The organism is Robbsia betulipollinis, assembly GCF_026624755.1.
Lineage (GTDB): Bacteria > Pseudomonadota > Gammaproteobacteria > Burkholderiales > Burkholderiaceae > Robbsia > Robbsia betulipollinis.
Map to the genome: position 1 here is coordinate 336,761 of NZ_JAPMXC010000010.1, position 26,360 is coordinate 363,120.

Consider the following 26,360-nt stretch of genomic DNA (forward strand, 5'->3'; position numbering starts at 1 on the left):
GCGCATTCATCCATGTCTCTTCTTGATCGCCTCTCGTTCGGCCTCAGCAGCCGGCTGCCGATGATCCTGCAAACCGAAGCGGCGGAGTGTGGGCTCGCATGCCTCGCAATGATCGCCAGCTACCATGGGCATCACGTCGACCTGTCCGTGCTGCGCACCCGTTTATCGATTTCGCTCAAGGGCATCAACCTGCGTCAGATCATCGAGTTCTCGCAGCGGCTCGATCTCGGCACGCGCGCGCTGAGGCTGGACCTCAGCCAGCTCGCGCAGCTGCGTCTGCCCTGCATTCTGCATTGGAACTTCAATCACTTCGTGGTGTTGAAGGAGGTGTCGGGAAAGCATGCGGTGATCCACGATCCGGCCCAGGGCATTCGTCGGCTGCCGCTGGAGGTGCTGTCGCGCTCGTTCACCGGTGCGGCGCTCGAGCTGTGGCCGTCGAAAGGCTTCGAGCGGCGCGAGGCGCCGCCCCGCGTCAGACTGCGCGCGCTGCTCGGCCCGGTATCGGGGCTGTCGCGGTCGCTTGGCCAAGTACTGCTGCTCGCGCTGGCGCTCGAAATCTTCACGGTTGCGCATCCGTTCTTCCTGCAATGGGTCATCGACGAGGTGATCGTCAACGTCGACCGCGACCTGTTAAACGTGCTGGCGATCAGCTTCGGCCTGCTCTTGGTGATGCAGTCGGCCACTAGCGCGATTCGTGCCTGGGTACTGATGTACTTCGGCACAACGCTCAACCTGCAGTGGCGCGCCAACGTCTTCACCCATCTGCTGAGCCTGCCGGTGCGCTATTTCGAGCAACGTCACCTGGGTGACGTTGTATCGCGCTTCGGCTCGATCGAGGCGATTCAGCAGACGCTGACAAGCTCGTTTCTCGGCGCGGTGATCGACGGGCTCATGGCTGTCGTCACCCTGGGGATGATGTTCGTCTATAGCCGTGCGCTGGGTGCCATCGCGTTGATGGCAATGGCGGCCTACGCGTTTTGGCGTACCGTGTGGTATCAGCCGCTTTGGAGCGCCACCGAGGAGCAGATCGTGCATGCCGCGAAGCAGCAGACGCATTTTCTCGAGATCGTGCGCGGCGTGAAGACCATCAAGCTTTTCAACCGGCAGAGCGAGCGGCGATCCAGCTGGCTGGTGCTGCTGGTCGAGCAGATCAACGCGGGCCTGCGCGTGCAGAAGCTGCAGCTTGTCTACCAGCAGCTCAACGGCCTGCTGTTCGGCGCGGTCGAGATACTCGTCATCTGGCTCGGTGCGCGGATGGTAATGAACGGTGAATTCACCGTCGGGGTGCTGATGGCATTTACCGCATACAAAACCCAGTTCGACCGGCGCGTCAGCAGCCTCATCGACAAGTACTTTGAAATCAAGATGCTGCGGATTCAGGGCGAGCGCCTGGCCGACATCGTGTTCGCTGAGCCGGAATACGGCGCAAAGGCGCGCCAGGCACCGGGTGAAGCGGATGACCTGCCGGGCAGCATCGAGTTTGGTGCCGTCGGCTTTCGCTATGCGGATGGCGAGCCGGCCGTGCTCGACGGCGTGTCGTTCACCATCTCGCCTGGCGAGTCGGTGGCGCTGGTCGGCCCGTCGGGCTGCGGCAAGACCACACTCGTCAATGTGCTTCTCGGTATCCTCGAACCGACCGCGGGCAAGGTGCGCGTCGGCGGCGTCGACGCGCAGCGCCTTGGCATCGAGCCGCTGCGTGAGCTGATCGGCACGGTGCTGCAGGACGACGTGCTGTTCGCCGGCTCGATCGCCGACAACATCAGCTTCTTCGATGGCAACGCCGACTTGAGATGGGTGGCCGAATGCGCGCGGCTCGCTTCGGTGCATGACGATATCGTCGCGATGCCGATGGCCTATAACACGCTGGTCGGCGACATGGGCACCGTCTTGTCGGGCGGCCAAAAGCAGCGTGTGTTGCTCGCGCGCGCGCTCTATAAGCGCCCGAGGATATTAGTGCTCGACGAGGCGACCAGCCACCTCGACGTGCTACGGGAGCAGGAGGTCAACGCGGCGGTGGGCGCACTGCGGATGACGCGCCTGATCGTGGCCCACCGTCCGCAGACCATTGCGTCCGCGACGCGTGTCATGAGGCTCGATCGCGGGCGCATCGTGTCCGACCGGCCGACGGCTGGGGCCGAAGCGGAGGCCGAAGCCGAAGCGGGAGCGGGAGTGGCTAGAGCCGGCATCGGGGCGCCGGACAGGATGGTTGTGGCCGAGCCGGTCGCTGATCAGCGGACGGGCCCATGACGGGCGTCCGGCCTCTGGCCTGGCTGGTCGCGGCGATGGTGGGAGTCGCGGGCAGCGCCCACGCGCAGATGCTCGATGTGCTCCGTACACACGGCGAGGTCGCTGTTTCACCGGCCGCGCCGCTAGTGCGCGACGCCTCATGCGCCGTAACCGACGAGACCCGCCCGATTGAACTCGAGGACGCGATCCTGATGGCGGTCTGCGCGAATCCGCGCGCCCGCCAGGCGTGGGCCGACGCACGCGCGCAGGCTGCCGCGCTGGGTCAGGCCGATGCCGCCTTTCTTCCAACGCTGAACACCACGGCCGGTGTCGAGCGCGATACATTGGCCACCACCTACGGCACGAGTGTGTTCAACGCCCAGCCGATCGAGCAGACGCAGAATTCATCGAGCCGCTATGCGATCCTGAACCTTAGCTGGGTGCTGTTCGATTTTGGCAAGCGCGGCGCGGCGCAACGGCAGGCGCGAGCCCTGCTCTCGGCCGAAAACGCGGCCCAGGACGAGGTGCTGCAGACCGTATTCTTCGACGCGACGCGTACTTTCTACGGATTACGCGACGCGCAAGCGTCGCTCGCCGCGGCCCGACGCACCGAGGTGATTGCGCAGGAGAGTCTCGCCGAAGCTGGCGCCAAGCACGCAGCGGGGGCGGGCACGCTTGCCGACGAGTTGCAGGCACGCACCAGCTACCGCCGCGCGTTACTCGACCGCGTTGACGCCGAGGGGGCGGAGCGCGATGCAACCGGTGCGCTTGCCGTGGCGCTTGGCCTCAACGCGAACGCGCCGCTGCGGATCGCCTCGCCGGCAGTTGACGCCAATGTCGGCGGCGAGCCCGGGCTCTTCGACACCGGCATCAACCAGTTGATCGCCGAGGCCGAGGCGCGCCGGCCGTCGCTGCTCGCTGCTCGGGCGCGGCTCAACGCGGCGCGCGCCAACGTCGACGCCATGCGCGCGCAGGGGCGGCCGACCATATCGCTGGTCGGCAGCTTTACGCAGAACAATCCGTCCTATCAGAGGCAACCGCAAGAAATCCCGGTGACGAGCAGCCGTGGCAGCACGCTGGGTATCCAGGTCACGATTCCGCTGTTCGAGGGGTTCGCATTAGGTTATCGGATTGAGCAGGCGCAGGCGCAGGCCGATTCGCAGGAGGCGGCGATGCACGACGCCGAACTCCAGGTATCGCTTGAAGTCTGGCGCGGCTATAACGGCGTGCAGACTGATGCGGACAACCTCGCCAATTCGCGCGACTTGCTCGACGACGCACAGCAGGCGCTCGACGTGGCACGCGGCCGCTACAAGGAAGGCGTTGGTACGTTCACCGAGCTGTTAAACGTACAAATGGTGCTTGCCGACGCGCAGCGCCAGCGTGTATCGGCGCTGTCGAAATGGCGGGCTGCGCGGCTCGCTCTGGCGCGCAGCCTTGGCAAACTCGGCGTCTGGCGTCCCGAGCCATGACGACAGAGCGGTTCGGGTTCAGGCAAACGGGTTCCGGCCGAGATGCGTATCAAAAAACGTAACCATCGCTTCGTAGAACTCGAACCGGTTTTCCTCGTTCTGGAATCCGTGTCCCTCGTTGTCCTTAAGCATGTATTGGACCTCGACGCCTCGCCCTCGCAGCGCTTCGACGATGCGATCGCTATCCGAGCGGTTCACGCGCGGATCGTTGGCACCCTGCGCTACGAACAGCGGCGTCACGATGCGATCCGCGAAGAACAGCGGCGAGGCATCGTGTAGCGCACGCCGGCCTTCCGCAGTGCGCGGATCGCCGATCATTTCATACATCATCTCAATCATCGGCTTCCAGTAAGCCGGTACCGACTCGAGCAGAGTGAACAAGTTTGACACGCCGACATAGTCGACGGCCGCAGCATAGCGCTCCGGCGTAAAGGCGATGCCGGCCAGCGTGGCGTAGCCGCCGTAGCTCACACCGTAGATGCCGATACGCTTCGGATCGACGACGCCGCGCGCGATCAGCCAGTCGACGCCGTCGTCAATATCGTTCTGCATGGCTCTGCCCCATTGCCCGAACCCGGCCTCCCAGAATGCGCGACCATAACCCGTCGAGCCGCGGAAATTGACCTGCAGCACCGCGTAGCCGCGATTGGCGAGCAACTGCGCCTCCGCGTTGAAGCCCCAGTGATTGCGCGCCCATGGGCCGCCGTGCGGATTCACGATCAACGGCAGATTAACCGGTTCGTCGTCGAGGGCGAGGCCGTCGGGCAACGTCAAGTAGCCGTGTATCGTCAGTCCGTCGCGCGAGGGGTAGGCGATCGCGTGCATCGCCGCCATGTCCTCGGGGGCAAGCCAAGGCAGTAAGTCCGCAATCTTCGTCAGGCGCCCGGATGCGAAATGATAGATCCATGTCCCGCCTGGCGAGCAATCGTTAGCGGTTCTCACCAGCGCGAGTGACTCGTCGCGCGTGACGCTAGCTAAATTGACCTCGGTGTCAGGCAGCAGCGCCTCAAGCTTGGCATAGATGCGTGCGGTATGGTCGTCGAGGCAATGCCGCCGGACGCGGTTGTCGGCGTACCAGACGGTGGTGAGGGTACGACGGCGCCGTGAATACGACATGCCGGTCAGGTCGACTTCGTCGTGTTCGAACACGAGCGCACCTTCCCGGCCGGTCCTTGGATCGAATTCAAAAATCGCGATCCGATCGCGGCTGCGGTTCGACAGCACATACAGGCGCCGCTCGTCGAACGTGAAGAACAGCGGCGAGATCGTCTCGCGAAAACTCATCGTGGCGACCACCCTGAACGGCTCGGTCTCGTCGTCACGATATAGCAGCGTCTTGCCGACGCCGTTAGAGGCGATGGCCACGCGCAGCCGGCCCGCGTGGTCCGTCATCCAAGCCACGATGTTGCCCGGGTTGCGGGCGATCATCGTCGCCTCGCCGTTAGTCACGTTGATGCGCAGTACGTCGAATACCTGCGGGTCGCGCTGGTTATGGCAGATCAGAATATGTTGATCATCGTCGATCAGACCGTCTACGATCGATGCGCAGATTCCTTCGTGGGGCGTGAGGTCGAGCGGCTCGCCGCCGGCGATCCGTACGGCCACCACGTGATAGTTCTCGTCGCCGCCGAAGTCCTTCAGGTAAAGCAGATGGCTGCTGCCCTTCCAGCAAAAGCCGAGGATGTCGCGGGCCGTTTCATGCGTCAGCACCGTAGAGTCGCCGCTCGGCACGCCTTGCGCGTCGAGTTTCTGCACAAACAGATTGAGGCGGCCAGCGTGAACGGCGAGATAGGCGAGGTGGCAGCCGTCTGGTGCGAGCTGGAATCCGGTGCGCTCTGGATAGCGGAAGAAATCGCGGACTTCGTAGGTTCTAACTGGCGTTGCGGGTTGGGTTGAACTTGGCCGGGATCCATTCATGTGTCCGTTCGCTCCGGTGGGGTCGATAATCGGATACTGTGCGAGATGCGTTGCGTATTTTAGCAGGCCGCTGAAATACCCGTCACTGATGCGTTCGGATATGCCAACTGACGGTGGAAGATGACATCAGAAACTGCCGGCTCCAGCGGCGATCTGGGGGCAGCATTAACAGCATTTTATTTTCGGTCGAACGTGAAAACTAGGCCAGACACGCGTGATCTGGCCCGGTTCCCACGTACATCAGAATCTTGGTATTTTCTGATGAACGGAGAAGCGAAATGGATAAACGAAATGGCGCTCCCAATCGAAGCTATGCGCACGAGTCCAGGGTCGAAGCGGTGCGCCTTGCAAAGTCCGTAGGCGTAAACGAAGCTCCCAAACGTCTAGGCATTCCTCAATCCAGTGTGGGTAATTGGGTGCAGCGAGCTCGCGGAGGCGAGGCAGTATCGGCGGCAGGCGGCACACCCAAGGACAAGATGGCCGTGGTGACGATGACAGAACTCGAAGCTGAGGTATCGCGCCGGCGACGGGAGCTGGCGAACGCCAAACTTGACCTTGAAATCGTAAAAAAAGCGGCGGTATACTTCGCGAAGGAGTCGCAGTGAAATATACCTGGATTACGCAACACAACGACATTTTTAACGTCAGCCGGATGTGCCGACAACTTGGTGTATCGCGTTCCGGTTACTGCCAATGGCGAGTGCTGGCACCCAGCAAACGCATCTGCGAGAACACACTTTTGGATGCGCAAGTCGCCCAGATTTCTACGTCTGGGAAATATGGTGTCATCTTCAGCTTGTCATTTTATCGCGGTAATTCATTAAGAAGAGGAGCTTTGAACTTAAATTATGATGTATTTCGAACAGGGATACTTTAGATGTCGGTTTTTCTGCCAGGGCGGTCGTCTGCCTGGACTAACGTCAATGACTGTATTCGACTGGAAAGCGGCTATGCTAGTTAAAGATATCATGCAGACGTTGCTTAGCAATTCGATCTTCGGTCGAGCAAAGCTCCAACGGTGGTTATTGTACGTATTACCGTGATTGATCCATAATCTAAGCTTAACTAGATCGCATTAAGGGTACAGTGTCACACCAAGGACCTGATGCTTGTCTTTTACGTACGGTCAAATACGTTATAGTCGAGAAAATTGAGTTAGGAGACGTAATTTGTGTGTTGGAATTTTCTGAAATTAAAAAATAAAAAAGACAATGAAAAAGACGGAGGCGGGTGGCTTTAGATCTTGAACCGCGCCGGGTTTCGTGGGGGCTATTTGGTTTAAGTTGATACAGTTTCGGCGTAGGCAACTTTGGACTGACCATGCCTCGAAACGATGTACAGCAGAGCTCAGCCAATCCGTTCAATGTCCAGTTGCGTATGGCGAGTCTCAAACATGTAATGCAAATTAATTTTATACCAAGGTATCATTTGAGTTTCCTTTGTATTGGCAGACGTTCGTGGCCGCGATCATCTATGCGAAGTACTGCGGCGATCTGGCGACGAATCGAAATTATTTCCGGGGTCTCTGCCATTGCGTACTTTATTTTTTGAATAGTGATTGCATCATAGGAATTTCTTATGCCAAGTTCAATAATTGCGTCACGAGGATCGAACGAATTCATACGTGAACGGACCCAATTGAACTGCTCTGGATCCAATAATTCAGTTTTGACTTTTATTCCAATAAAAAGAAGTTCGCGCCGAACCATTTTTGGATCATGAGAAATAAAAATTTGTTTATGGAAAAATAATCCAAAAATTGGTATGCCAATAATTATTACGAAAACCGCAATAATCCATGGGCCGGACGCGTGGCTGGAATTGTATAGCCTCAAGCTGCTCGCAGTAACCGCCGCCATATATGCAAGGGTGGGCCACATGCGGCCACGCGTTGAGAAACGAATAGTGATCTCCGACAACATATTTGTTCTCCGCCCTGATATTATCGTGCTATATCTATTCCTGCCTGCTGACCCGCCAGATTTCCTACGACCAATCGGTCCTAACAATAACTGCGATCATAGATCCTCAAGCAATTCTTCCGATAATTTTTATATCTCATCAGAATAATCCAGTCATCCGATCTCATTATGAAATCGGAGATCCTCCCAGGCTTGGATTGGCCCGGGAAGATGCCCTGGCTGGACGCTTACCACCTATGAGTCACAGGAGCTATTTAACGCGCTGCGGTATGAGCGGCTGCCAGAAACCTTGGCAGGTCTGCATTTCGTCGTCTTTGCCATGCTATGCTTTCCCTCACTGTTCCGATTATGCAAAATGCATAACACCGGTCTAGGTCAGCGAAAACGTCTTGACGGCGTCTTCTAGTTGCACGGACTGCGCTTCCAAGGACTGCGCGGCCGCGGCAGCCTCCTCGACTAGAGCGGCGTTCTGCTGCGTGGCCGCGTCCATCTTGTGCACAGCTTGATAGGCCTGCTCGATGCCGCGGCGTTGTTCGTCGGACGCGACCGCTATCTCGCCGATAATGTGAGTGACATGCTTGATGGAAGATTCCACTTCGGTCATCGAAGTGCCTACATCCTTGGCCTGCTCCACGCCCACGTGCACCATCGATACCGCAGAGCCAATCAGATCCTTGATTTCCTTGGCGGCGGTGGCCGAGCGTTGCGCCAAGTTGCGCACCTCGCTGGCAACCACGGCGAAGCCGCGGCCCTGTTCGCCGGCGCGCGCTGCCTCGACCGCGGCGTTGAGCGCGAGAATATTCGTCTGGAAGGCGATGCCTTCAATGACGCCAGTGATTTCGGACATCTTGACCGCGCTGCCGCTGATGTTCTCCATCGTCACAGCCATCGTCCGGACTGCCTCGCTGCTGGCCACGGCTCGGTCCGCAGACGCGGTTGCCAGCGCGTTCGCTTCCTTCGCGTTGTCCGAGTTCTGTTTCACCGTTTCCGTCAGTTTCGTCATGCTTGCGGCTGCCTGCCCGAGGGACGCTGCCTGCTCTTCCGTGCGCGCGGCCAGGTCGTTATTGCCCAGGGCAATTTCCCTGCTGCCGGAAGCGACGTTGGCCGCGTTCGCGCGTACGGCGCTGACCACCTGACGCAATGCGCACTGCATTTCGTACATCGCGGCGATAATGCTGTTCGGCGCCGCCTTGTGCGCGTCGCGCGACGCCAGGTCGCCCTGCGCGATCGCCTGGGTCAGCGCGCGCACTTCGTGCGGCTCAGCGCCCAACTGCCGGACAATCGAACGGGTCAGAAGGAAGCCGAGAGCAACGGCCAGGGCGACAGCGGCGAGCAGCGTGCCGAGGACTAGCACCCGTGCCTGTTGGAAATTGCGCTGGCTTTGTTCGCCGATAGCGACGTTGTATCGGGTTTGAGCGTTCAGGAAGCGAGTGATGGTGTCCTGCAACGCCTGCATCGCGGGGGCCGCGCGTGTTACCAGCCAGGCGCCTGCCTCCTCGCGGTGCCCCTGTTGCGCGAGTTCCACAAAATGGTTGAAATCCGGCGCGGCGTGGCTCGCATTCATATCCGCGATGTCTTTCGCCAGACGTGACGTGTCGGCGTTTCCCTCACTGATTTGACGCAGTTTGTCGAGTTGCTGCACGAAACGCAGCTTGGCCGCCATGGCGCGTTGCACCGCAGCGTCAATCGCGGCCTTGTCGCTGACGATCAGCGTCGTCTGGATGCCATCCACGCCGATGCGTACTTGGCGGGACAAGTCCTCTGCGATCGCCAGCTTAACGTTAGCGTCGTTGACAACGCTCGACAGATTGACGTTCAGCACCGAGATTTGCCAGAGCGCCATCGCGCCCATCATGCTGCATACCAGGACCACTGCGGCGAACGACAATTGCAATTGGCTGGCGATCTTCATCTTGTTGAACATCAGGAATTTTTCCGTTTTGGCTGGGAAGGCCGGTTTGCCGCCTTTCGATAGAAAGCACATCGCTATGCATTTCCTTTGGATCCGACTGATCGGCGACCGCCCGACGAGAATCGTCTTTTCCGTGTTAACAACGGCAAATTTGGAAATAAGTTGAATATTCATACCCAACTATTTTTACTTCTGAAATCAAGGTGTCGGTAGATCTGAATCGTGTTGGTTGCGCCTCTGATCGTAAGCGGACGCCCTGCACCGTCTTTCGGCTGCCGCCGATTTGAGTGAAGCTGATCAGCTCGGCGCCGATCACCGCATCGGCCTCCCGCATCTGGCGCACGCGAACGAGGCCGGCGCGCTCTTCGAAACATAACGCCTCGGGCAATGGCGTCCCGCGCTCAGCGGCAACGCTCTCCATCACGAAGTCCGTACCGATGGTTGGTCTCCAGGTGCGTGCCGTCCGGGATCGACCATGTGCCGATAAAGCGCCGCACGGTTTCAAGGTCCCCGGGAGCGACCTGCGTGTGTTCGACCGGGCGTCATGAGACTGCGCGTCGCGCATGCTGACCCGATATTCGTCGCCTTCGTCCCGTCGATGGTGGCGAACGCGATCCTGACGAGTGAATGGCGGCGTTTGAAGACCTGCGCCGGTTGCCGACGGGTGTTCTACGATCACACGCGCAATGGCAGCAAGCGATGGTGCGGTATGACGAAGGGCGGACCCGATGGCCGGGCCCGGTAACTGGCGAAGCGGGTCCTGAATCACCCTGCCTCCTTGATACTCGGGGCCGTTCAGAATGCCTACATCGAAAGCTACAACAAAACAGAAGTTAACTATCGCGATTTAGCCTCTACCCCCGACGACCGTTAAAAATGGCGGGACTACCGGGTACCGGTGGCCACGATCGGCAATGAGGCATGAAGCCAATTGAGACAACATGGTATTCGGAAAACGCCAGGATCGCCGACACGGCCGGACCGACAGGATGGAGGATGGTTTTAAGATAGGCGTCTTCGTAGTTGAAGATGTGACTGCCGACGCCGTTGATGAACACGGCGTTCACAATGCCGAAACGGTCGCTGCGCCCCGGCAAGCTGGCCTATGGCGGGCCCGAAAACGGACGCGAAGCGGCAATCGCACACTTCACCGGGTTTTCCCGCGATCCGCCGACGGCGCCGCCCACCCAATTCAGAAGCGTACGTGTGCCTTCCTTGCGCACCTCCGCGGGCGGATCGTCATAGCGCGCGTTGACGTGATAGTTGGCGAGGATGCGCGCGACCCGGGGAACGGTTGTCAGACCGGTCGCGGCTGCTTTGCCACCAGCGGCATCACCGCCTGCCCCGTTGTTCCCGGTCAGGGCTGCGAACACCGGTTCATGGAAGCCATGGACGCGACTGCGACGGTCTTAGGAAATTGACGGCTGCACGGGGCGTGTCTCCGCTTGTTGTGCCGTTCGACCATACCACGACGGATCGGACAGCGTGGATTCCCGGAGGCCTTCGCATCGAACCGTTCGAGCGGATTCTCGCGTCAGGACCGGTGTTGAAGCATGGGCGGATCGAACGCTTCATCCACCTGCAGTTCGTCGACGGCCATGATGAATTCCCATGGGGTTTCCAGGCGGGACTGTCCCTCTGTCGTTATGTTGGGAAATTCGAACACCACCCTGCGCAGTTTCTCTCGCCGTTGCGGGTAGCGCGGGCCGTCGACAAACAATTGGCATACGCCTTCCCACAACAGGGTGCGGCCCATTGGATCATGGCCGAACGTACTCTCTGCGAGATTCGGCAGAATGCTGTTGAAGGTGCGCGAATTCGGCTCTTTCTCGCCTTCTTCCGTCATTTTGAGGTTGGGCAGACACAGTCCGGCGAAAGCGCGCTCCCCCATGAAGCGGGCAAGGGTCTGCCTCCCAGGGACGGTCATTTCGGCGATGAGGTTTAGTAGAAGATCCTGGTCCATCTGCGAGTGGCCGGTTCGCGCGAGCGCTGTTCGCAACTCGTCCCCGACTTTTGCAATGTGCTCCGCACCGAGCATCGAACAAATCGCTTCGATAGCCTGAAGATAGGTCCATGCGCCGTCAACGGGCCGTTGCGGCCTGCCTGCCTCGGGCGCGACGGCACATCGGACGGCAAGCTGCTCCGCCACGTCGCGCACGCGTGCCTTCAGGCCCGGCGGCAGGCACGCGCCGAGGTCGTTACCGGCAAGCATGGCCTCACGCTCGAGCGCGACGGCCTTCATGTCGGCGATGCGTTTCATCTGGCCGGCAGCCACACGGCGGATATCGGCCAGCGGCCGCTGCACAGGACTGCCGAAAAATGCGCCGCCGCCGCGAGTCGCCCGGCTCGGCAGATCAGCGAGCGATGCATCGCCCGAAGTCCGGCGCGTTTCCAGCGGAGCATTTGTCGAGACGTTGCCCGCGGCAGGAGGGGTGTCGATGGGGGATGCAGGGAGTTGTTGCGTATCGGGTATGCGCATTACCTGTATTTTGTATTAAAAATCGATGGTGCCTTTGGCGCGGAATCTCCATACCCATGGGTAGCGAAATTCCGGGGCAATACGCGAAGCTTTGTCCGCGTTTGCCGCCATGATCGATCGGTTTTCTCGAACGGGCGGCGCTCACGCCCAAGAGGGTGTGGGCGAAATGAATGGGTTCAAGCGAGTCTATTGAGCGGGATACGCGCCTCATCGAGCAGGCTGCGCTGCTCGGGCGGGAGGAATATCGCCCAGGGGTTGCATGAGGCGGTGATGGTTGCACCAAGCCGCCCGTTAGGTATTAGGGAAACATTTTTTGCTGGCTGGCGAGTGTAAAGTGCCTGCTCCAATGCATTTAAAACGAAATCCGTCGTCATGGACGCGCTTACGCGCCCTCCGGCAATACGTCGGGCAAACACGTCGATCACGAACGCTACGTGCAGCCGGCCTTGCCAGGGCGACACATAAGTGAAGTCCGACACCCATAGTGGGGTTGGACGTTCCGCCTTGAAATGACGGTTGACGCGGTCCATCGGGCGCGGAACCGTCGAATCGGGCGAGCTTGCGCGAACGCGCCGGCCCGGCATCACACCGCATAGGTCTTCGCGTCGCATCAACCGTTGCACGGTGCAACGCGCTACCAGAATGCCTTCACGGTTCAATTCTTTCCAGACCTCGGACACCTCATAGACCCGCATGTTGGCCTGCCACGCGCGCTTGATCTCGGATTGCAGCCGCTTATCTCATATCGCCCGGGCACAGCGCTGCGAAGGATCGCACGAACGCGACACATGGTGCCAATACTTCGACGCGGTGATCTGTAAAACCTTACAGATCGGCTCAACCTCGAAAACATTGCGATGCCGGTCCACAAAGTCTCTCAGGACTTCAGCCGGCGGCCGAGCTCCGACTGGGCAAAAAAAAACGTTGGCACGGCGTAGTTCCTTGACCTCGCCTTCCAATGCCTTTACGCGCTCCGCTTCCTCTCGCCTGACCCGCTGGAGCAGCGCATGGCTGGAGCAGCCGATCAGGGGGGAAATCGAGCCGACCGCCGCCCATAATGACGCGTGCCCGCCACGCCTGCGCAGGCCTTTAATTTGGCAGCGCCGACGTGCGCAGGTTCCGACAGGTCATTACATCTTTTCGAGGCATGGTCAGGAAAAATTTCGGAATGGCATTAGATTTTCGTATTTTGATCCGGGGTGAAAACGGGTTCGTGATACGTTTTGATATTTCGACTTGCTTATTTGGAATATACATCATGCCGACCATCAATCCCGCGTCGTCGGCCTTGCGTTCCCGAGGGGAATCATTCGATTCCAACGAACATGTTCAAAAGAACACCGAGAAGGGAAAGGAAAGAGCAAGGTCGCCGGGCGCCACGGGAATTCTTTCGGGCTTGCCGATGCGGCGACGCGGCTCCACCGCATCCGAACCGGACTATACGTCTCACAGACGCGATTCCTCACCTGACTCCCAGGAAGTCGTGTCCGGCAACGAACGGCTGTTGACAATGAACGAGTTCGAAAAAACGATGGAACGTTTCGGAGAGTTCCACATCGGCGAGATGTCCAGCCTCGCGGGCAGGGTGCATAAACTGCAGGATGAGGTCGGTTCCCTGTCAAAAACGCTCGTGCATGCTCAAGACCAGCGCGATCAACGGACGGAGGCCGCCAAGTTGAGGGCAAAAAACAGGGCGGTGTCCAGGGAGCAGACGATCAGTGATTTGAAATCCGAGAACGACGCGTTGATCGCCGAGAGCAGCGACACGCGCAGAGCGGTTGATCATCTGCAGGACAAAATCGCCTCGATGGAAAACCAACTTGGTTTTCTGAACACGGAATTTGAAAGAAAGACGAAAGTCGTTTCGAGTCAAAGTAAATTGATCAGATCTACGAAGTCGACCATCAAAGACATCAAGTCCGGACAGGACGAGATGTTGCGGGAAAAAGATCTTGAAATTTTCAGTCTCAGGCAAGATCTTGACGCGGTGAGATCCGAACTCGCCGAGACGCGGGAGGAAAACCACGTGTTGCAGCGGAAGATCGACGTCGTGGCCACCACCGGGTCCGGAATAACCCCTGGAAAAACGGCGGCGCTGGTGAAGTCCGGGGAAAAAATCAACGATCGCTTGGATGTTTTGCAATCGCTGAACAAAAAATTGCTCGAGGAACGTCGGGTTTTGATTGCCGAAAACTCTGCTAATTTGGCGGAGCTACAAAAACTCAAGAGGGCGTTGGAAGCGTTTATGACGAAGGTCGGCGGTGATCCGTCGAAATTGCCGGGACGGTCATAAATTTCGTGTGCGAGGCCAACATGTCGAAAAAGGACGATGTAACGAACCACGCCGGGTTTGAACTGACCTCCAAGAGTTGGACGGTGAAACGTTAGTACTTTCCCGTCCGCATGCGATATGCTGCCGGGCTCGATCCACCGAGTTTCGCTTTGATGCGGTGTTGGTCATAATCGTCTATGTAGCTTCTCAGCCCGAAGCGTAGTGCGTCAACATCTTCATATTTCGTGAGATGGAAGCACTCGGCTTTCAGTGCCGAAGTAGCCAAGCGCCATGGCGTGAGCGACGCGTCGATATGCGCTTGGCGCAAGCGTTTCGGCGAGATGGTCGGCGACGACGTGAAGCGGTTGAAGGCCTTGAAGGTCGAGAACGGCCGGCTGAAGAAGCTAATGCCTGAGAAGAACCTGGAGATCGAGGTGATGAAGGAGATTTCCGCAAAAAAATGGCGGGCGCACAGGTACGTCGCGAGCAAGCCCGCTATGCCATTTCGCGCGGTTTGAGCCAGCGACGCGCGTGTGCGCTGATCCAGGTGAGTCGATCCAGCCTCGGTTATGTGAGCAAGATGCCGGGCAAGAATGATGCCGTCGTCGAGACGATGCGCCGACTTTCTGGCAAGTATTCTCGATTCGGCGCACGCGGCATACGGATCGTGCTCGGCCGTGAAGGCACCGTCGTGGGGAAGGAGCGCTGCAGCCGATGATGGGCGCAAAATGGCCTGCGTATCGCTGGAACTGGATGGTCTTAGGAAACCAGGCCACCACCGACGAGAACATAAAGAAAATCCGGATTTCGCCGAACCGCCTGGCCTTCCTGTGTGCCGCCGACGTGGGCGCGCTGGCGCCCGTCGCCGTGATCGCCCGGACGGACACGGCCACGGCCACGCCGTACGCCGGGGGGGGCGCTCCAGCACGTGCAGCGGCCTCGCCACCCCGGCGCGGACACGGTCTTCGACCACCCGTTGTCCTAGATGCCGCGCGATATCTGACGCAAGGCGCTGCCGAATTTTGCGGCGATGGCGCGCGACGCGTTCGGCAGATCCTTCGAGGACCGCGAATCCGCGTGGGCCGACAATCCAGCAACCTACCCTCCAGCTCGCCAAACTCGAACGCATGCAATTCGGGCGCAAGTCCGAGAAGCTGGATCGCCAGATCGCGCAGCTTGAAACGCGTCTGGAAGATCTCGTCGCAGAAGAAGGCGTACGATACCACCGCTCTATGAGTCATTGAAGGTCGATGCTATTTCGCCCGGCCTTCCGTTCGCACCCCGCGTATCGATGATCTCTTCAAAATCGGCGGTAGGGCTGCCCATGCTTTGGCTGGCCGCACTAAAATGCTATTTTCGGCAATTTTGGTGGGGCCCATAGCCATGCATTCTGGACCAGCCGAACTGCGGCCAAACTTTTGAACAAACGCGACAGAATGAATACGTCAGATACCCAGTTTCCCGAGTCGTGGCAGGAAGAGGATCGCCTCGCGGCACTCTACAGTTATGGCATCCTCGATACGCCCCGGGAAACCGAGTTCGACGACATTACGCAGATGGCCGCCCGCGCGTGCGGCGCGCCCATTTCCCTGTTGAACCTGATCGACCACGACCGACAGTGGTTCAAGGCCGAGACCGGACTGGGCATCCGGCAAATGCCGCTCAAGCCCTCGATCTGCACCAAGGCCCTGAGCGAGGCGGAAATCCTGGTTGTCCCCGATACCAAGGCGGACCCACGTTTTGCGGGCAATCCCCTGGTCGAGGGACCGCCTCATGCCCGCCTTTATGCGGGCGTTCCCCTCCGTACGCCAGAGGGTTGGCCGATCGGCGTGCTGTGCGTGGTGGATCAACAACCCCGTCAGCTGACCGAAGAGCAGATCTTCATCCTCAAGGCCCTGGCCCGGGCGGTCATGGCGCGACTGGAGCAGCGCAAGGCGATCGCCGAACGCGACCGGGCGCTCGCCGCCGAACGGCGCATGGAAGCGCGCAGTCAGCAGATCCTGAACAGCGCCATTGATTACGCCATTGTCAGTTTCGACCTTGAGGGCCGGATCACCAGCTGGAATGAGGGTGCTCATCGCATCATGGGCTGGACAAAAGAGGAAATGGTCGGTCAGCCGGCAGACCGTTTCTTCACCCCCGAAGACGTTGATGCGGACCGTCCCGCCATGGAAATGGGCGAGGCCCTGCGTAACGGGCATGGGATCAACGAACGCTGGTACATGCGCCGAGACGGCACGCGTTTCTATGCGTCGGGGGAAATGACGGCGCTGCGCGATGAGGAGGGAATCGTCACTGGCTTCCTGAAGATCCTGCGCGACCGGACCGAACAGCGCCGCGCCTCAAAAGCGTTGCGTGATAGCCAGGAACGCGTCGAGACCGCGCTGGGTACCGGATTGGTCGGCTTCTACGACTGGGACATCGCAGAGGATACGATTCGTGGCGATGCCTGTTTCGCTGTCTTTTACGGCCTCGACCCTGCTCGCGTCGGCAATGGTGTCCCGCGAAGCGAAATTTTAGCCGCCGTTCATCCCGAGGACCGCGACGCCGTTGTCAGGAACGGGGAAGGCGTCATTACCGCCTGCGGCGACTATACCAAACAACTGCGTACCGTCAGCGATGACGGTCAGGTGCGCAGCCTCCTGCTGCGTGCCCGTTGCTATGAAACGGATGGTGAGCGCGCATTGCGCTTTACGGGTATTGCTGTCGACGTTTCGGCAACCGTGAAAGCACAAGAGGCGCTTCGCACCAGCGAGGCGTTCAACCGGCAGGTACTGACGAGTTCCGCCGACTGCATCAAGGTGCTGAGCCTGGACGGCAGTTTGCAGTTCATAAGCGAAGGCGGCCAGCAGACCATGGAGATAGAGGATCCCTCTGTTTTCGTTGGCTGCCCCTGGCCCGATTTCTGGCAAGGGCAGGGAAAGCAATCGGCTCTGGGCGCCCTGGAAACTGCCAGACATGGGGGACGTGGGCAGTTTCAGGGCTATGCGGACACCGCGAAGGGCAACCGTCGATATTGGGACGTGGTGGTCACGCCCATGCTGGGCGCGGACGGCCGCCCTGAACGCCTGCTGTCGATCTCTCGCGATATTTCGGAGGCGCATGCCACGGCAGAACGCGTCGAGCTCGCGCTAAACGCCGGCGCCATCCTTGGCACCTGGGTCTGGGACGTCGCCAAGAACCGCATCACCGCCGATCGACGTTTCGCCGGCACGTTTTTTCTCGATCCAGACACGCTGAAAGCAGGGGTTCCGCTCGAAGAAGTTGTGCAATCTATTCATCCCGAGGACCTTGAGCACGTCGAGCATACCATCTCTCGCGCTTTAGTGAAGGGTGGCCGGTATCGCGCGGAGTACCGCATACGTCAACCCAACGCGTCGTGGCGATGGGTTGAAGCAAACGGTCAATGCGATCTCGATGCGGCAGGACGAGCAGTGCGCTTTCCTGGTGTACTGGTCGACATCAACCACCGTAAGCAACAGGAACTGCGGCAAGCCGCCTTGATTGCATTGGGCGACCAGCTTCGCGATCTGCACGATCCGTCGGCAATGGTTTCCATCGCCGCCGCGATCCTTGGCAAAACCCTGGAAGTCAGTCGCGCAGCTTACGGCCGCATGGACGTAGTTCACGAAATTGTCACTGTGGAAAACGACTGGCGGGCCAGCTCCGAGATCAGTTGGATTACGGGAAATCATGCGGTGCGGGATTTCGGTTCGTACATCGACGATCTTAAACGGAACAGGGTAGTCGCCATCGCCGACGTAACAGTGGATCCGCGTACCCAAAACAGGGCCGAAGCCCTAGGGAAGGTTCAGGTTCGCGGCTTGCTCAATGTGCCATTGATGGAAAGTGGGCAACTCGTCGCCATGGCTATCCTTAATTCCGTCACGGTTCGGGAATGGACGGAGGAGGAGATCGTATTCACTCGCGCGGTGGCCGATCGTACATGGGCCGCGATAGAGAAGGCGCGAGCCGCGGCCGAATTGCGCCACATCAATGAAACCCTTGAAGCTCGAGTGACCCAACGGACACAGGAACGTGATGGTATCTGGAACGCATCGCGGGATTTGCTCGGCGTAACGGATGCCGAGGGTAGGTGGCTCAGCGTGAACCCGGCCTGGAAGAAGCTACTGTGTTGGAACATTACAGAGATCGTTGGGCGCACTTCCGAATGGATGGAACACCCGGACGACCGTCAACGCACGCGCCTGGAGCTCGGCCGGCTCTTCAGCGGTGAGCCGGCGACCGATTACCAGAACCGGTTTCGGACCCGCGACGGCAGCTACCGCGTCTTCTCGTGGAGCGCCGTGCCGGTGGAAGGCAAGTTCTATTGTTCCGCCCGCGACATTACCGAGCAGCAGGCGGCGGCAGAAGATCTCGCTCGAACACAGGAAGCGCTACGTCAAAGCCAGAAAATGGAGGCGGTCGGCCAGCTAACAGGTGGACTTGCGCATGATTTCAATAACCTGCTGACGGGCATTACCGGTTCGCTGCAACTTCTGGGCACGCGCGTAGCGCAGGGACGCTATCAGGACGTAGACCGCTATATCGATGCGGCGCAGGGCGCAGCCAAACGGGCGGCGGCGCTGACACACCGATTGCTGGCGTTCTCGCGACAGCAGACGCTCGACCCAAGGCCCACCGATGTGGCCCTGCTGGTGGCGGACATGACAGAGCTGATCGAGCATACCGCGGGGCCAGCGATCGCTGTGCGGGTGACGGCGGCCGATGCTCTCTGGCCCACGCTGGTGGATCCCAATCAGCTGGAAAACGCCCTGCTCAACCTGTGCATCAATGCCCGCGACGCCATGCCGGACGGAGGGGAATTGCACATCGAGACTCAAAATCTTGCTCTTGACAACCGCGCGTTGTGCGAGCGGGATCTGCCGCCGGGCCAGTATCTGGTAATCAACGTCAGCGATACGGGCACTGGCATGTCTCCCGAAATCATCGCCAAGGCGTTCGATCCGTTCTTCACCACGAAGCCTATCGGACAGGGCACCGGCCTCGGTCTGTCCATGATCTACGGCTTCGCCCGGCAATCGGGCGGGCAGGTGCGCATACACTCGCACGAAGGGCTCGGCACGACGGTGCGCCTGTACCTGCCCCGGTATCTCGGGATCGTCGATGCGGAGCCCGTGTTCGATACGGTAACGGCACCGCGCGCCAGACAGGGCGAAACCGTACTGGTGGTAGACGACGAGCCGACCATCCGCATGCTGGTCACGGAAGTGCTGGAAGAGCTGGGCTATGCGGCTATCGAGGCAAGCGATGGCGCGTCGGGGCTGAACATACTGCGCTCGAACGCGCGCATTGATCTGCTGGTCACGGACGTGGGTTTGCCAGGCGGCATGAACGGCCGGCAGATGGCCGACATGGCGCGCGTCGGCAGGCCGGATCTGAAGGTGCTGTTCATCACGGGCTACGCCGAGAGTGTCGTAATCGGCAACGGCAATCTGCCGCCCCAGATGCACGTGGTGACCAAGCCTTTTCTCATGGAAGCGCTCGCTTCCCGCATCAAGGAGTTGATTGATTCGTAGCGGTAACGCATATGAATCGAAGTCGTTGCCGGCGATGCATGGTCCAGATTCTCCTGAACGATATGGAATGGGACGCCTGCTTCGATCGCCCCGGTACCAAAGATGTGCCGCAAAGTCATTGACACGTTCCGCTCGGAATAATTCGCGCGTAGCGAAAGCGCTTGAACCCAGGCATCCGTCGAATGATGCGTTTGATGGCGCAAATCATCCGCCTCGCTTCATGGAACCTCGTCGGTTGCGGCGACGTCCAGCGGCCAACCCTGGAACCGCTGCAGCAGGGCAGGTTCCAGCGTGCCGCCAACGATGATTTTGGAAAACACGTCGAGTGAACCGAAAAAGGCGGCGCGCATGCGTCCCAGCTTGCTTTCGTCGACCACCAGGAAACACTGTGCGGCGTTACGGATGGCCGCCTGCTTGATCGGTACCTCGTGAAAGTTCGAACAGCTCACGCCGCGCGCCGGGTCGGCGCCGCCGGCCGAGATGAAGGCCTTGTTCACCCCCAGCCGTTCCAGATATTGCACCGACTCTTCGGAATAGTAGGTCGCCGATGACGGCTGATACACCCCGCCAAGCAGGATCAACTGCGTGTTCGGGCGTTTGCTCACGATGTCAGCGATGTTCATGGAGTAACAAACCACGCTCAGCGTCATGTCGGACGGCAGCGCCGTCGCGAGATGGACCATGGTGGTGCCACAGTCGATGAACAGACTGTCGCCTTCCTCCACGAAACTGGCGGCACGCTGGCAAGCCAGGCGCTTGCGCGCGGCGTGCTGGTCGAGTTCCTCGGCCAGCACGTATTTTTCGCCGGTGGTCGGCAGGGTAGCCTCGAGCACGTAACCGCCCAGGCAGATCATGGCCGAGTCGTTCCCGGCGAGGTCTCTGCGTATGGTCATTTCCGTCACGCCGAGCACTTCGGCAACCCGGCTGAGCAGCGTCGGACCGTTGCTACCGACCAAGGCCTGCATCCGTTCGCGTCGAAGCTTGCGCGCCTTGGCGCCCGCAGTTTCCCGCATGGTGGTTCCTTCGATCCACAGCAAATTCAAAATCGCGATCTTAGCAGTCCCATCCGTCGATTGTTACTGGGGAAAACATTTTTATCCGTAAAAATTTATTGGCGTATCATAAATTTGATGGCTCTCGCTCAGACCCGGCGTTCCTGGCGGTCGCATACCCATGGCAAAAACACATCCAGTGCGCTTGCACAGGCGACACGACAGGCCTGCCGCCTACCTGCACGCGTGCCAGTCAGGCGGCCCGAGAGCGCGTCTGCGGCCAAGCCAAACAATGTAGATGAATGTCCGGAGACGCATATGTTGAAAAAAATTGATCCGCTTTTGAATGCGGACGTGTTGTACGCGTTGCGCGCCATGGGCCACGGCGATGAACTGGTCCTGTGCGATGCCAATTTCCCGGCCGACGCCATTGCCCGCCGGACCGTGCTCGGCAAGGTGCTGCGTATCGACGGCGCGGGCACGAAGGAAGCGGCCCGCGCCATCCTGTCGGTGATGGCGCTCGACACGGCCGTTGACACGCCGGCGCGCCGCATGGAAGTGGTGGGCGAGCCGGACAACGTCCTGCCCGTGCAGCAGGAAGTGCAGCAGGAAATCAACCGCGCCGAGGGCCGCGAGTGCTTGCTCGGCTCGATCGAGCGCTTCGCCTTCTACGATGTCGCGCGCACCGCCTACTGCGTGATCGCCACCGGCGAACGGCGCTTCTATGGTTGCTTCGTGTTCAGGAAGGGCGTCCTCGCCCCCGAGGCATGACATGGCGACCCGTACCGGCGCCAACGCAGGCGGTGGTGTGGGTTTCATCCCGCATAAGTGCCCCGGCTGCCTGCGCAACTATTTGGAAACCCGATGAAGCGCCATTTTTCCGATCCCCAGCTGAACTTTCTGGTGGGCATCAACATCCTGATCCTGGTCGCGGCCACCGCGCTGTCGCATGGTGGCTTCCTCGATGTCTATAACTTTCAGTCGATGGCCAGCCAGTTGCCCGAGTTGGGCCTGCTGGCCATCGGCGTGTCGTTGGCGATGATCTCCGGCAATGGCGGCATCGACCTGTCCGGCGTCGGCATGGCGAATCTGGCCGGCGTGGTCGCCGCCGTCGTCACGCCGCTGGTGGTCGACGGCGACGCGTCGCCATGGGGTTATACGGGTGCCTTCATCGGCGTGGCCTTGGCGACCGGACTGGCTGGCGGGCTGTTGAACGGCTGGCTGATCGCGCGCGTGGGCCTGACGCCGATCCTGTGCACGCTCGGCACGCAGCTGATCTTCACCGGGGCGGCCGTCGTGCTCAGCCACGGCACCAGTGTGCGTATCGCCAACGCGGACCCGATGTCCTCGCTCGGCAACGACAACGTCTATGGTGTGCCGATTCCGTTCGTGATCTTCATGGCCGCGCTGCTGGCCGTGGGCTGGCTGCTGCGCTATAGCCCGTTTGGCATACGTCTGTTCCTGCTGGGGACCAACGCCAAGGCGGCGCGTTATGCGGGCATTCCGGGCGAACGCATGCTCCTGTCCGTCTACGCCACCTCCGGCCTGCTGGCCGGCATCGCCGGCATCATCATCGCGGCGCGCACGGCGAGCGTGAAGTCCGATTACGGCAGCTCCTACCTGTTGATCGCCATTCTGATCGCCGTGATGGCCGGGGTGCGCCCGCAAGGCGGGTACGGACGCATGGTGTGTCTGTTCTTTTCGGCGATGGCGCTGCAGTTCTTGTCGAGCACGTTCAACCTGCTCGATATCTCGAATTTCTTCCGCGACTGCGCCTGGGGAGCGCTGCTGCTGTGCTTCCTCGCCTCGGCGCGCATCAACCCGCGCGATTTCGCGCTTTTTTCACCGCGCGCGAGCGCGACGTTGGACCAGACCCCTCCTGAGCCAGCGAACCATCGACAAGAGGGTTAGGAGACATCATGCTTAAAAAAACCAAATGCGGCGCCGCCGCCATCTCGTGCGGATCCCTCGTCGTCGCGGGCGTGCTGCATGCGCAGCCCAAGCCGGTGGACATCGTCACCGTCGTCAAGATAACCGGCATCAGTTGGTTCAACCGCATGGAAGTGGGCGTGAAGCAATTCGCCGCGGAAAACGTCGGCGTGGCCACCGCTCGCCAGATCGGCCCGGCACAGTCCGACGCGGCGCAGCAACAGCGTCTGGTGGAGGACCTGGTCGCGAAAAAAGTGGACGCGATCGCCGTCGTTCCGATGGACCCGCCCACGCTCGAGCCGGTGCTCAAGCGCGCCATGGCACGGGGCATCAAGGTCGTCACGCATGAAGCGGACAACCAGAAAAACACGATGGTCGACATCGAAGCGTTCAACAACACCGCCTACGGCGCGCGCTTGAACGAACGCCTGGCCGCTTGCATGGGCCAGGCCGGCAAATGGACGTCCCTGGTGGGCTCCCTGGGCAGCCAGTCGCAGGTGCAGTGGGCCGACGGCGGCGCCGACAATGCCAAGAAATATCCGAAGATGATGTTGGTCGACGCCAAGAACGAGTCGGCCAACGACGCGGAAAAGGCGTACGGCAAGGCCAAGGAAATCCTGCGCAAGTATCCGGACATCAAGGGCTTCCAGGGCTCGTCCTCGCTGGACGTGCTCGGCATCGGGCGCGCGGTCGAGGAAGCGGGATTGACGGGCAAGGTATGCGTCTACGGCACCGGCCTGCCGAGTGAAGCGGCCAAATACCTCGAGTCGGGCGCCGTTGGCGGAATCGCGTTCTGGGACCCGAAAGATGCCGGCATCATGATGAACAAGGCCGCGCTGATGCTGGTGCAGGGCAAGACGATCACCAACGGCATGGACATGGGCGTGCCGGGCTACAACAAGGTCACCGTGAAGAAAGGCCCGGGCGTGGGCATCATCGTGACCGGACAGGCCTGGGTGGAAGTCGACAAGAACAATTATAAGAAATACGCGTTCTAAGACGCGCGCGCACTGCTCCGACGGCATGCTCGTCGGGGCGCGGCACCATCCATCGCAGGGGAATCGATTCATGACGAGTGTTTGTTCCGGCCCGGCGCCTGCAACCGGGCATGCCACGTTTCTGCAGCTGGAAGGCATCCACAAGCGCTATGGCGGCGTGCATGCGCTGCGCGGCATCGACCTGCGCATCGAAGCCGGCGAGATCTACCATCTGCTGGGCGAGAACGGCTGCGGCAAGAGCACGCTGATCAAGATCATCTCGGGGGCCCAGCCGCCGACCGAAGGCCGGCTGGTGGTGGGCGGCGTCACGTACGGCGAGTTGACGCCGCTGCAGGCGCTGGCGCTCGGCATCGAGACGGTCTACCAGGACCTGTCGCTGCTGCCGAACCTGAGCGTCGCGGAGAACGTCGCGCTGAGCGGGCAACTGGTGGCCGGCAACGGCCGGCTCGCGCGGCGCTTCGACCGCCGCGCCGTCGACGCGACCGCCGCCGTTGCGCTGGAAGCCATCGGCTTGCCCACCGACGCCCATTTCCTGTCCACGCGCGTGGACGAATTGCCGATCGCGACGCGCCAGCTGTTGGCCATCGCGCGCGCCATCGCCACCCGCGCGCGCATGGTGATCATGGACGAACCGACCACCGCGCTCACGCAGAAGGAAGTCGACAACCTCGTCGCCATCATCGAAGGGTTGCGCAAACAGGGCGTGGCCGTGCTGTTCGTCAGCCACAAGCTCGACGAGTGCTATGCGATCGGCGGCCATGCCATCGTGTTTCGCGACGGCGCCAAGGTGGCGCAGGGGCCGATCCAGGATTTCACCAAGGCCGAGTTGGCGCACTGGATGACCGGCAAGGATCTCGACGGGGCACGATACCGCAGCCGCTCGCGCGGGGATGGCGAATTGCTGCGCGTGGCGGGCCTGGGGCGGCGCGGCCGGTTCGGTGACGTGAGCTTCACGCTGAACAAGGGAGAAATCCTGGGCATCACGGGCCTTCTCGATTCGGGCCGCAACGAACTGGCCCTGTCCCTGGCCGGCGTGCAGGCGGCCGACAGCGGCGCGATCTTTCTCGACGCGCACCCGGTCACGCTGCGCAAACCGGGCGACGCCATCCGCCACGGCATCGGTTATGTCCCCGAGGACCGTCTCGGCGAAGGCCTGTTTCTCGATAAGTCGATCCGCGACAACATCGTCACCACCGTGCTCGACAAGCTGCGCAGCCGTTTCGGCGCGCTCGACGCGCGTCGCGCGCAGGCGCTCGCCGACGCGACGGTCAAGGACCTGCAAATCGCCACGCCCGACGTCGATCGCCCCGTGCAATCGCTCTCCGGCGGCAACCAGCAGCGCGTGCTGATCGGCCGCTGGCTGGCGATCCATCCGCGCATGCTGATCCTGCATGGTCCGACGGTGGGTGTCGATGTCGGCTCGAAGGACATCATTTATCGCATCATCCAGCGCCTGGCCGGGGAGGGGCTCGCCGTGGTGCTGGTCAGCGACGATCTGCCCGAACTGCTGCAGAACTGCGACCGCATCCTGTTGATGCGCAAGGGCCGCATCGCGCAGGAATACGACGTCGACGGCCTGCGTGAAGACACCCTGTACCAGGCCCTCATTTCCGACCATACCGGCAAGGCCGCTTCATGAATACCTCCGTCACGCCTTCTCCCCCTGTCGCCATCCCACCCGCGCAGGCGCTGCGGCGGCGCCTGGCGCGCCAGCCGCACCTGTTCACGCTGGCGCTGATCGTTCTGGTCAGCATCGTCATCGGGACGCTCAACCACGATTTCCTCCAGCTGGCCATGCTGTTCGATATCGTCCGCGCCTGCACGGTCCTCGGTCTGTTCGCGCTCGGTGTCATGATCGTGCTGGCGGCGGGCGGCATCGACGTCTCCTTCGCCGCCATCGCGGCGCTGACCATGTACGGCATCACGAAGCTCGTGCTGACGCGGTTTCCGGACACGAGCATGCCGGTCATCATGGTGGCCGGCGCCGCCGGCGGCGCTGTCCTCGGCATATTGAACGGCTTGCTGGTCGATTTCCTGAAAGCGCCATCGCTGATCATCACGATCGGCACCCAGTACCTGTACCGCGGCGTGCTGCTGACGTTCATCGGCACCGTGTTTTTCATGAACATTCCCCATTCGATGGACGCGTTCGGCAAGCTCGCGCTGTGGCGCCACGACACCGCCACCGGTGTGCATGCCGTGCTGCCGGCCACCGTGCTGGTGCTGGCCGCCGCCGCGCTGCTGACGTGGTGGCTGCTCAACCGCACGCTCATGGGCCGCGCCGTGTACGCCATCGGCGGCAGCCTGGCCATCGCCGAGCGACTCGGCTACAACCTGCGCACCGTGCACGTCTTCGTGTTCGGCTATGCGGGCTTTCTGTCCGGTCTGGCGGGCATCGTGCATGTGTCCAGCACGCGTCTCGCGAATCCATTCGATCTCGTCGGCAGCGAACTCGATGTGATCGCCGCCGTCATCCTGGGAGGCGCGCGCATCACGGGCGGCAGCGGCAGTGTCGTCGGCACCTTGCTGGGCGTGCTGCTGGTCACATTGATCAACAACGTCCTGATCCTGGCCGGCGTGCCGAGCACCTGGCAAAAGGTCATCGTCGGCATTTTCATCGTTATTGCGGGAACGGTGTTCGCCAGCAAGCGGGCGGCGTGAAGACTGAACCGCACCGGCCCTTGCAGCCGCCATCCGGGTC

Annotated in this window: 22 protein-coding genes, 3 pseudogenes and 1 other annotated feature; of the genes and pseudogenes, 14 read left to right on the forward strand and 11 right to left on the reverse strand. The window is 60.8% G+C overall.

Annotated elements, in window-relative coordinates; genetic code table 11:
• Positions 1–12: 12 nt before the first annotated feature.
• Positions 13–2,247, forward strand: a complete 2,235-nt coding sequence (locus OVY01_RS19275; RefSeq protein ID WP_267849192.1) for a peptidase domain-containing ABC transporter — start codon at positions 13–15, stop codon at positions 2,245–2,247.
• Complete coding sequence (locus OVY01_RS19280; protein ID WP_267849193.1) at positions 2,244–3,698, forward strand: TolC family protein; 1,455 nt, start codon at positions 2,244–2,246, stop codon at positions 3,696–3,698. The genes OVY01_RS19275 and OVY01_RS19280 overlap by 4 nt, the downstream gene beginning before the upstream one ends.
• Positions 3,699–3,716: 18 nt before the next feature.
• On the opposite strand, the gene OVY01_RS19285 is transcribed toward OVY01_RS19280, so the two are convergent.
• Positions 3,717–5,615 (reverse strand): alpha/beta hydrolase family protein, encoded by a 1,899-nt coding sequence (locus OVY01_RS19285; protein ID WP_267849194.1) that lies wholly within the window; start codon positions 5,613–5,615, stop codon positions 3,717–3,719.
• 278 nt (positions 5,616–5,893) lie between these two features.
• Between OVY01_RS19285 and OVY01_RS19290 the strand changes: the two genes are divergently transcribed.
• Both OVY01_RS19290 and OVY01_RS19295 read left to right on the forward strand, forming a co-directional pair.
• Positions 5,894–6,220: a transposase gene (locus OVY01_RS19290; protein WP_267849195.1), complete on the forward strand. Its 327-nt coding sequence runs from the start codon at positions 5,894–5,896 to the stop codon at positions 6,218–6,220.
• A complete protein-coding gene (locus OVY01_RS19295) occupies positions 6,217–6,492 on the forward strand; it encodes a hypothetical protein (protein ID WP_267849196.1) in 276 nt (91 codons plus the stop codon). Before OVY01_RS19290 ends, OVY01_RS19295 begins: the two co-directional genes overlap by 4 nt.
• Positions 6,493–7,039: 547 nt before the next feature.
• On the opposite strand, the gene OVY01_RS19300 is transcribed toward OVY01_RS19295, so the two are convergent.
• Complete coding sequence (locus OVY01_RS19300) at positions 7,040–7,537, reverse strand: hypothetical protein (RefSeq protein WP_267849197.1); 498 nt, start codon at positions 7,535–7,537, stop codon at positions 7,040–7,042.
• Between the two features lie 268 nt (positions 7,538–7,805).
• On the opposite strand from OVY01_RS19300, the pseudogene OVY01_RS23360 reads away from it, so the two are divergent.
• Positions 7,806–7,900 (forward strand): annotated as a pseudogene (locus tag OVY01_RS23360) (IS5/IS1182 family transposase); the annotation flags it as partial.
• A gap of 7 nt (positions 7,901–7,907) precedes the next feature.
• Here the strand turns inward: OVY01_RS23360 and OVY01_RS19305 are convergent.
• Positions 7,908–9,623, reverse strand: a complete 1,716-nt coding sequence (locus OVY01_RS19305; protein ID WP_267849198.1) for a methyl-accepting chemotaxis protein — start codon at positions 9,621–9,623, stop codon at positions 7,908–7,910.
• Positions 9,586–9,870, reverse strand: coding sequence for a hypothetical protein (locus tag OVY01_RS19310; protein WP_267849199.1), 285 nt, complete (start codon positions 9,868–9,870; stop codon positions 9,586–9,588). Before OVY01_RS19310 ends, OVY01_RS19305 begins: the two co-directional genes overlap by 38 nt.
• Before the next feature lie 123 nt (positions 9,871–9,993).
• Here OVY01_RS19310 and OVY01_RS19315 point away from each other — a divergent pair, with 123 nt between their 5' ends.
• Positions 9,994–10,194 (forward strand): CGNR zinc finger domain-containing protein, encoded by a 201-nt coding sequence (locus OVY01_RS19315; protein ID WP_267849201.1) that lies wholly within the window; start codon positions 9,994–9,996, stop codon positions 10,192–10,194.
• Positions 10,195–10,303: 109 nt separating this feature from the next.
• On the opposite strand, the gene OVY01_RS19320 is transcribed toward OVY01_RS19315, so the two are convergent.
• From OVY01_RS19320 to OVY01_RS19335, 4 genes and pseudogenes are all read right to left on the reverse strand, one after another.
• Positions 10,304–10,546 carry an MmgE/PrpD family protein gene (locus OVY01_RS19320; protein WP_267849202.1) on the reverse strand — a complete coding sequence of 81 codons (243 nt, stop codon included), beginning with the start codon at positions 10,544–10,546 and terminating at the stop codon, positions 10,304–10,306.
• A 6-nt stretch (positions 10,547–10,552) separates the two neighbouring features.
• Entirely contained in the window at positions 10,553–10,822 is a 270-nt protein-coding gene (locus OVY01_RS19325; RefSeq protein WP_267849203.1) for an MmgE/PrpD family protein, read from the reverse strand.
• Between the two features lie 161 nt (positions 10,823–10,983).
• Positions 10,984–11,928, reverse strand: a complete 945-nt coding sequence (locus OVY01_RS19330; protein ID WP_267849204.1) for a hypothetical protein — start codon at positions 11,926–11,928, stop codon at positions 10,984–10,986.
• 275 nt (positions 11,929–12,203) lie between these two features.
• Positions 12,204–13,004, reverse strand: a pseudogene (locus tag OVY01_RS19335) (IS3 family transposase); the annotation flags it as partial.
• Positions 12,735–12,851, reverse strand: a sequence feature (AL1L pseudoknot). It overlaps the preceding pseudogene by 117 nt.
• A gap of 182 nt (positions 13,005–13,186) precedes the next feature.
• On the opposite strand from OVY01_RS19335, the gene OVY01_RS19340 reads away from it, so the two are divergent.
• Positions 13,187–14,221 (forward strand): hypothetical protein, encoded by a 1,035-nt coding sequence (locus OVY01_RS19340; protein WP_267849205.1) that lies wholly within the window; start codon positions 13,187–13,189, stop codon positions 14,219–14,221.
• A gap of 91 nt (positions 14,222–14,312) precedes the next feature.
• Here the strand turns inward: OVY01_RS19340 and OVY01_RS19345 are convergent, their stop codons facing one another.
• Positions 14,313–14,927, reverse strand: coding sequence for an IS3 family transposase (locus OVY01_RS19345; protein ID WP_267849206.1), 615 nt, complete (start codon positions 14,925–14,927; stop codon positions 14,313–14,315).
• A gap of 376 nt (positions 14,928–15,303) precedes the next feature.
• Here OVY01_RS19345 and OVY01_RS19350 point away from each other — a divergent pair.
• Positions 15,304–15,414: pseudogene (locus OVY01_RS19350) on the forward strand (IS66 family transposase); the annotation flags it as partial.
• 222 nt (positions 15,415–15,636) lie between these two features.
• Positions 15,637–19,740 carry a PAS domain S-box protein gene (locus OVY01_RS23190; protein ID WP_349293540.1) on the forward strand — a complete coding sequence of 1,368 codons (4,104 nt, stop codon included), beginning with the start codon at positions 15,637–15,639 and terminating at the stop codon, positions 19,738–19,740.
• On the opposite strand, the gene OVY01_RS23365 is transcribed toward OVY01_RS23190, so the two are convergent.
• Both OVY01_RS23365 and OVY01_RS19365 read right to left on the reverse strand, forming a co-directional pair.
• Complete coding sequence (locus tag OVY01_RS23365; protein ID WP_432422282.1) at positions 19,623–19,943, reverse strand: tyrosine-type recombinase/integrase; 321 nt, start codon at positions 19,941–19,943, stop codon at positions 19,623–19,625. The two genes, OVY01_RS23190 and OVY01_RS23365, sit on opposite strands and share 118 nt — an antisense overlap.
• 15 nt (positions 19,944–19,958) lie before the next feature.
• Positions 19,959–20,777: a DeoR/GlpR family DNA-binding transcription regulator gene (locus OVY01_RS19365; protein WP_267849207.1), complete on the reverse strand. Its 819-nt coding sequence runs from the start codon at positions 20,775–20,777 to the stop codon at positions 19,959–19,961.
• Positions 20,778–21,050: 273 nt separating this feature from the next.
• Between OVY01_RS19365 and OVY01_RS19370 the strand changes: the two genes are divergently transcribed.
• The 5 genes from OVY01_RS19370 to OVY01_RS19390 all read left to right on the forward strand — a co-directional run bounded on the left by OVY01_RS19370 (position 21,051) and on the right by OVY01_RS19390 (position 26,320).
• Positions 21,051–21,503 carry an RbsD/FucU family protein gene (locus OVY01_RS19370; RefSeq protein ID WP_267849209.1) on the forward strand — a complete coding sequence of 151 codons (453 nt, stop codon included), beginning with the start codon at positions 21,051–21,053 and terminating at the stop codon, positions 21,501–21,503.
• 93 nt (positions 21,504–21,596) lie between these two features.
• Positions 21,597–22,643 (forward strand): ABC transporter permease, encoded by a 1,047-nt coding sequence (locus tag OVY01_RS19375; protein WP_267849210.1) that lies wholly within the window; start codon positions 21,597–21,599, stop codon positions 22,641–22,643.
• Between the two features lie 8 nt (positions 22,644–22,651).
• Entirely contained in the window at positions 22,652–23,659 is a 1,008-nt protein-coding gene (locus tag OVY01_RS19380; RefSeq protein WP_267849212.1) for a substrate-binding domain-containing protein, read from the forward strand.
• Positions 23,660–23,729: 70 nt separating this feature from the next.
• The gene (locus OVY01_RS19385) at positions 23,730–25,298 is read left to right on the forward strand and encodes a sugar ABC transporter ATP-binding protein (RefSeq protein ID WP_267849213.1); all 1,569 of its coding nucleotides are present in this window, start codon (positions 23,730–23,732) and stop codon (positions 25,296–25,298) included.
• Positions 25,295–26,320, forward strand: a complete 1,026-nt coding sequence (locus tag OVY01_RS19390; protein ID WP_267849214.1) for an ABC transporter permease — start codon at positions 25,295–25,297, stop codon at positions 26,318–26,320. Before OVY01_RS19385 ends, OVY01_RS19390 begins: the two co-directional genes overlap by 4 nt.
• Positions 26,321–26,360: the final 40 nt, after the last annotated feature.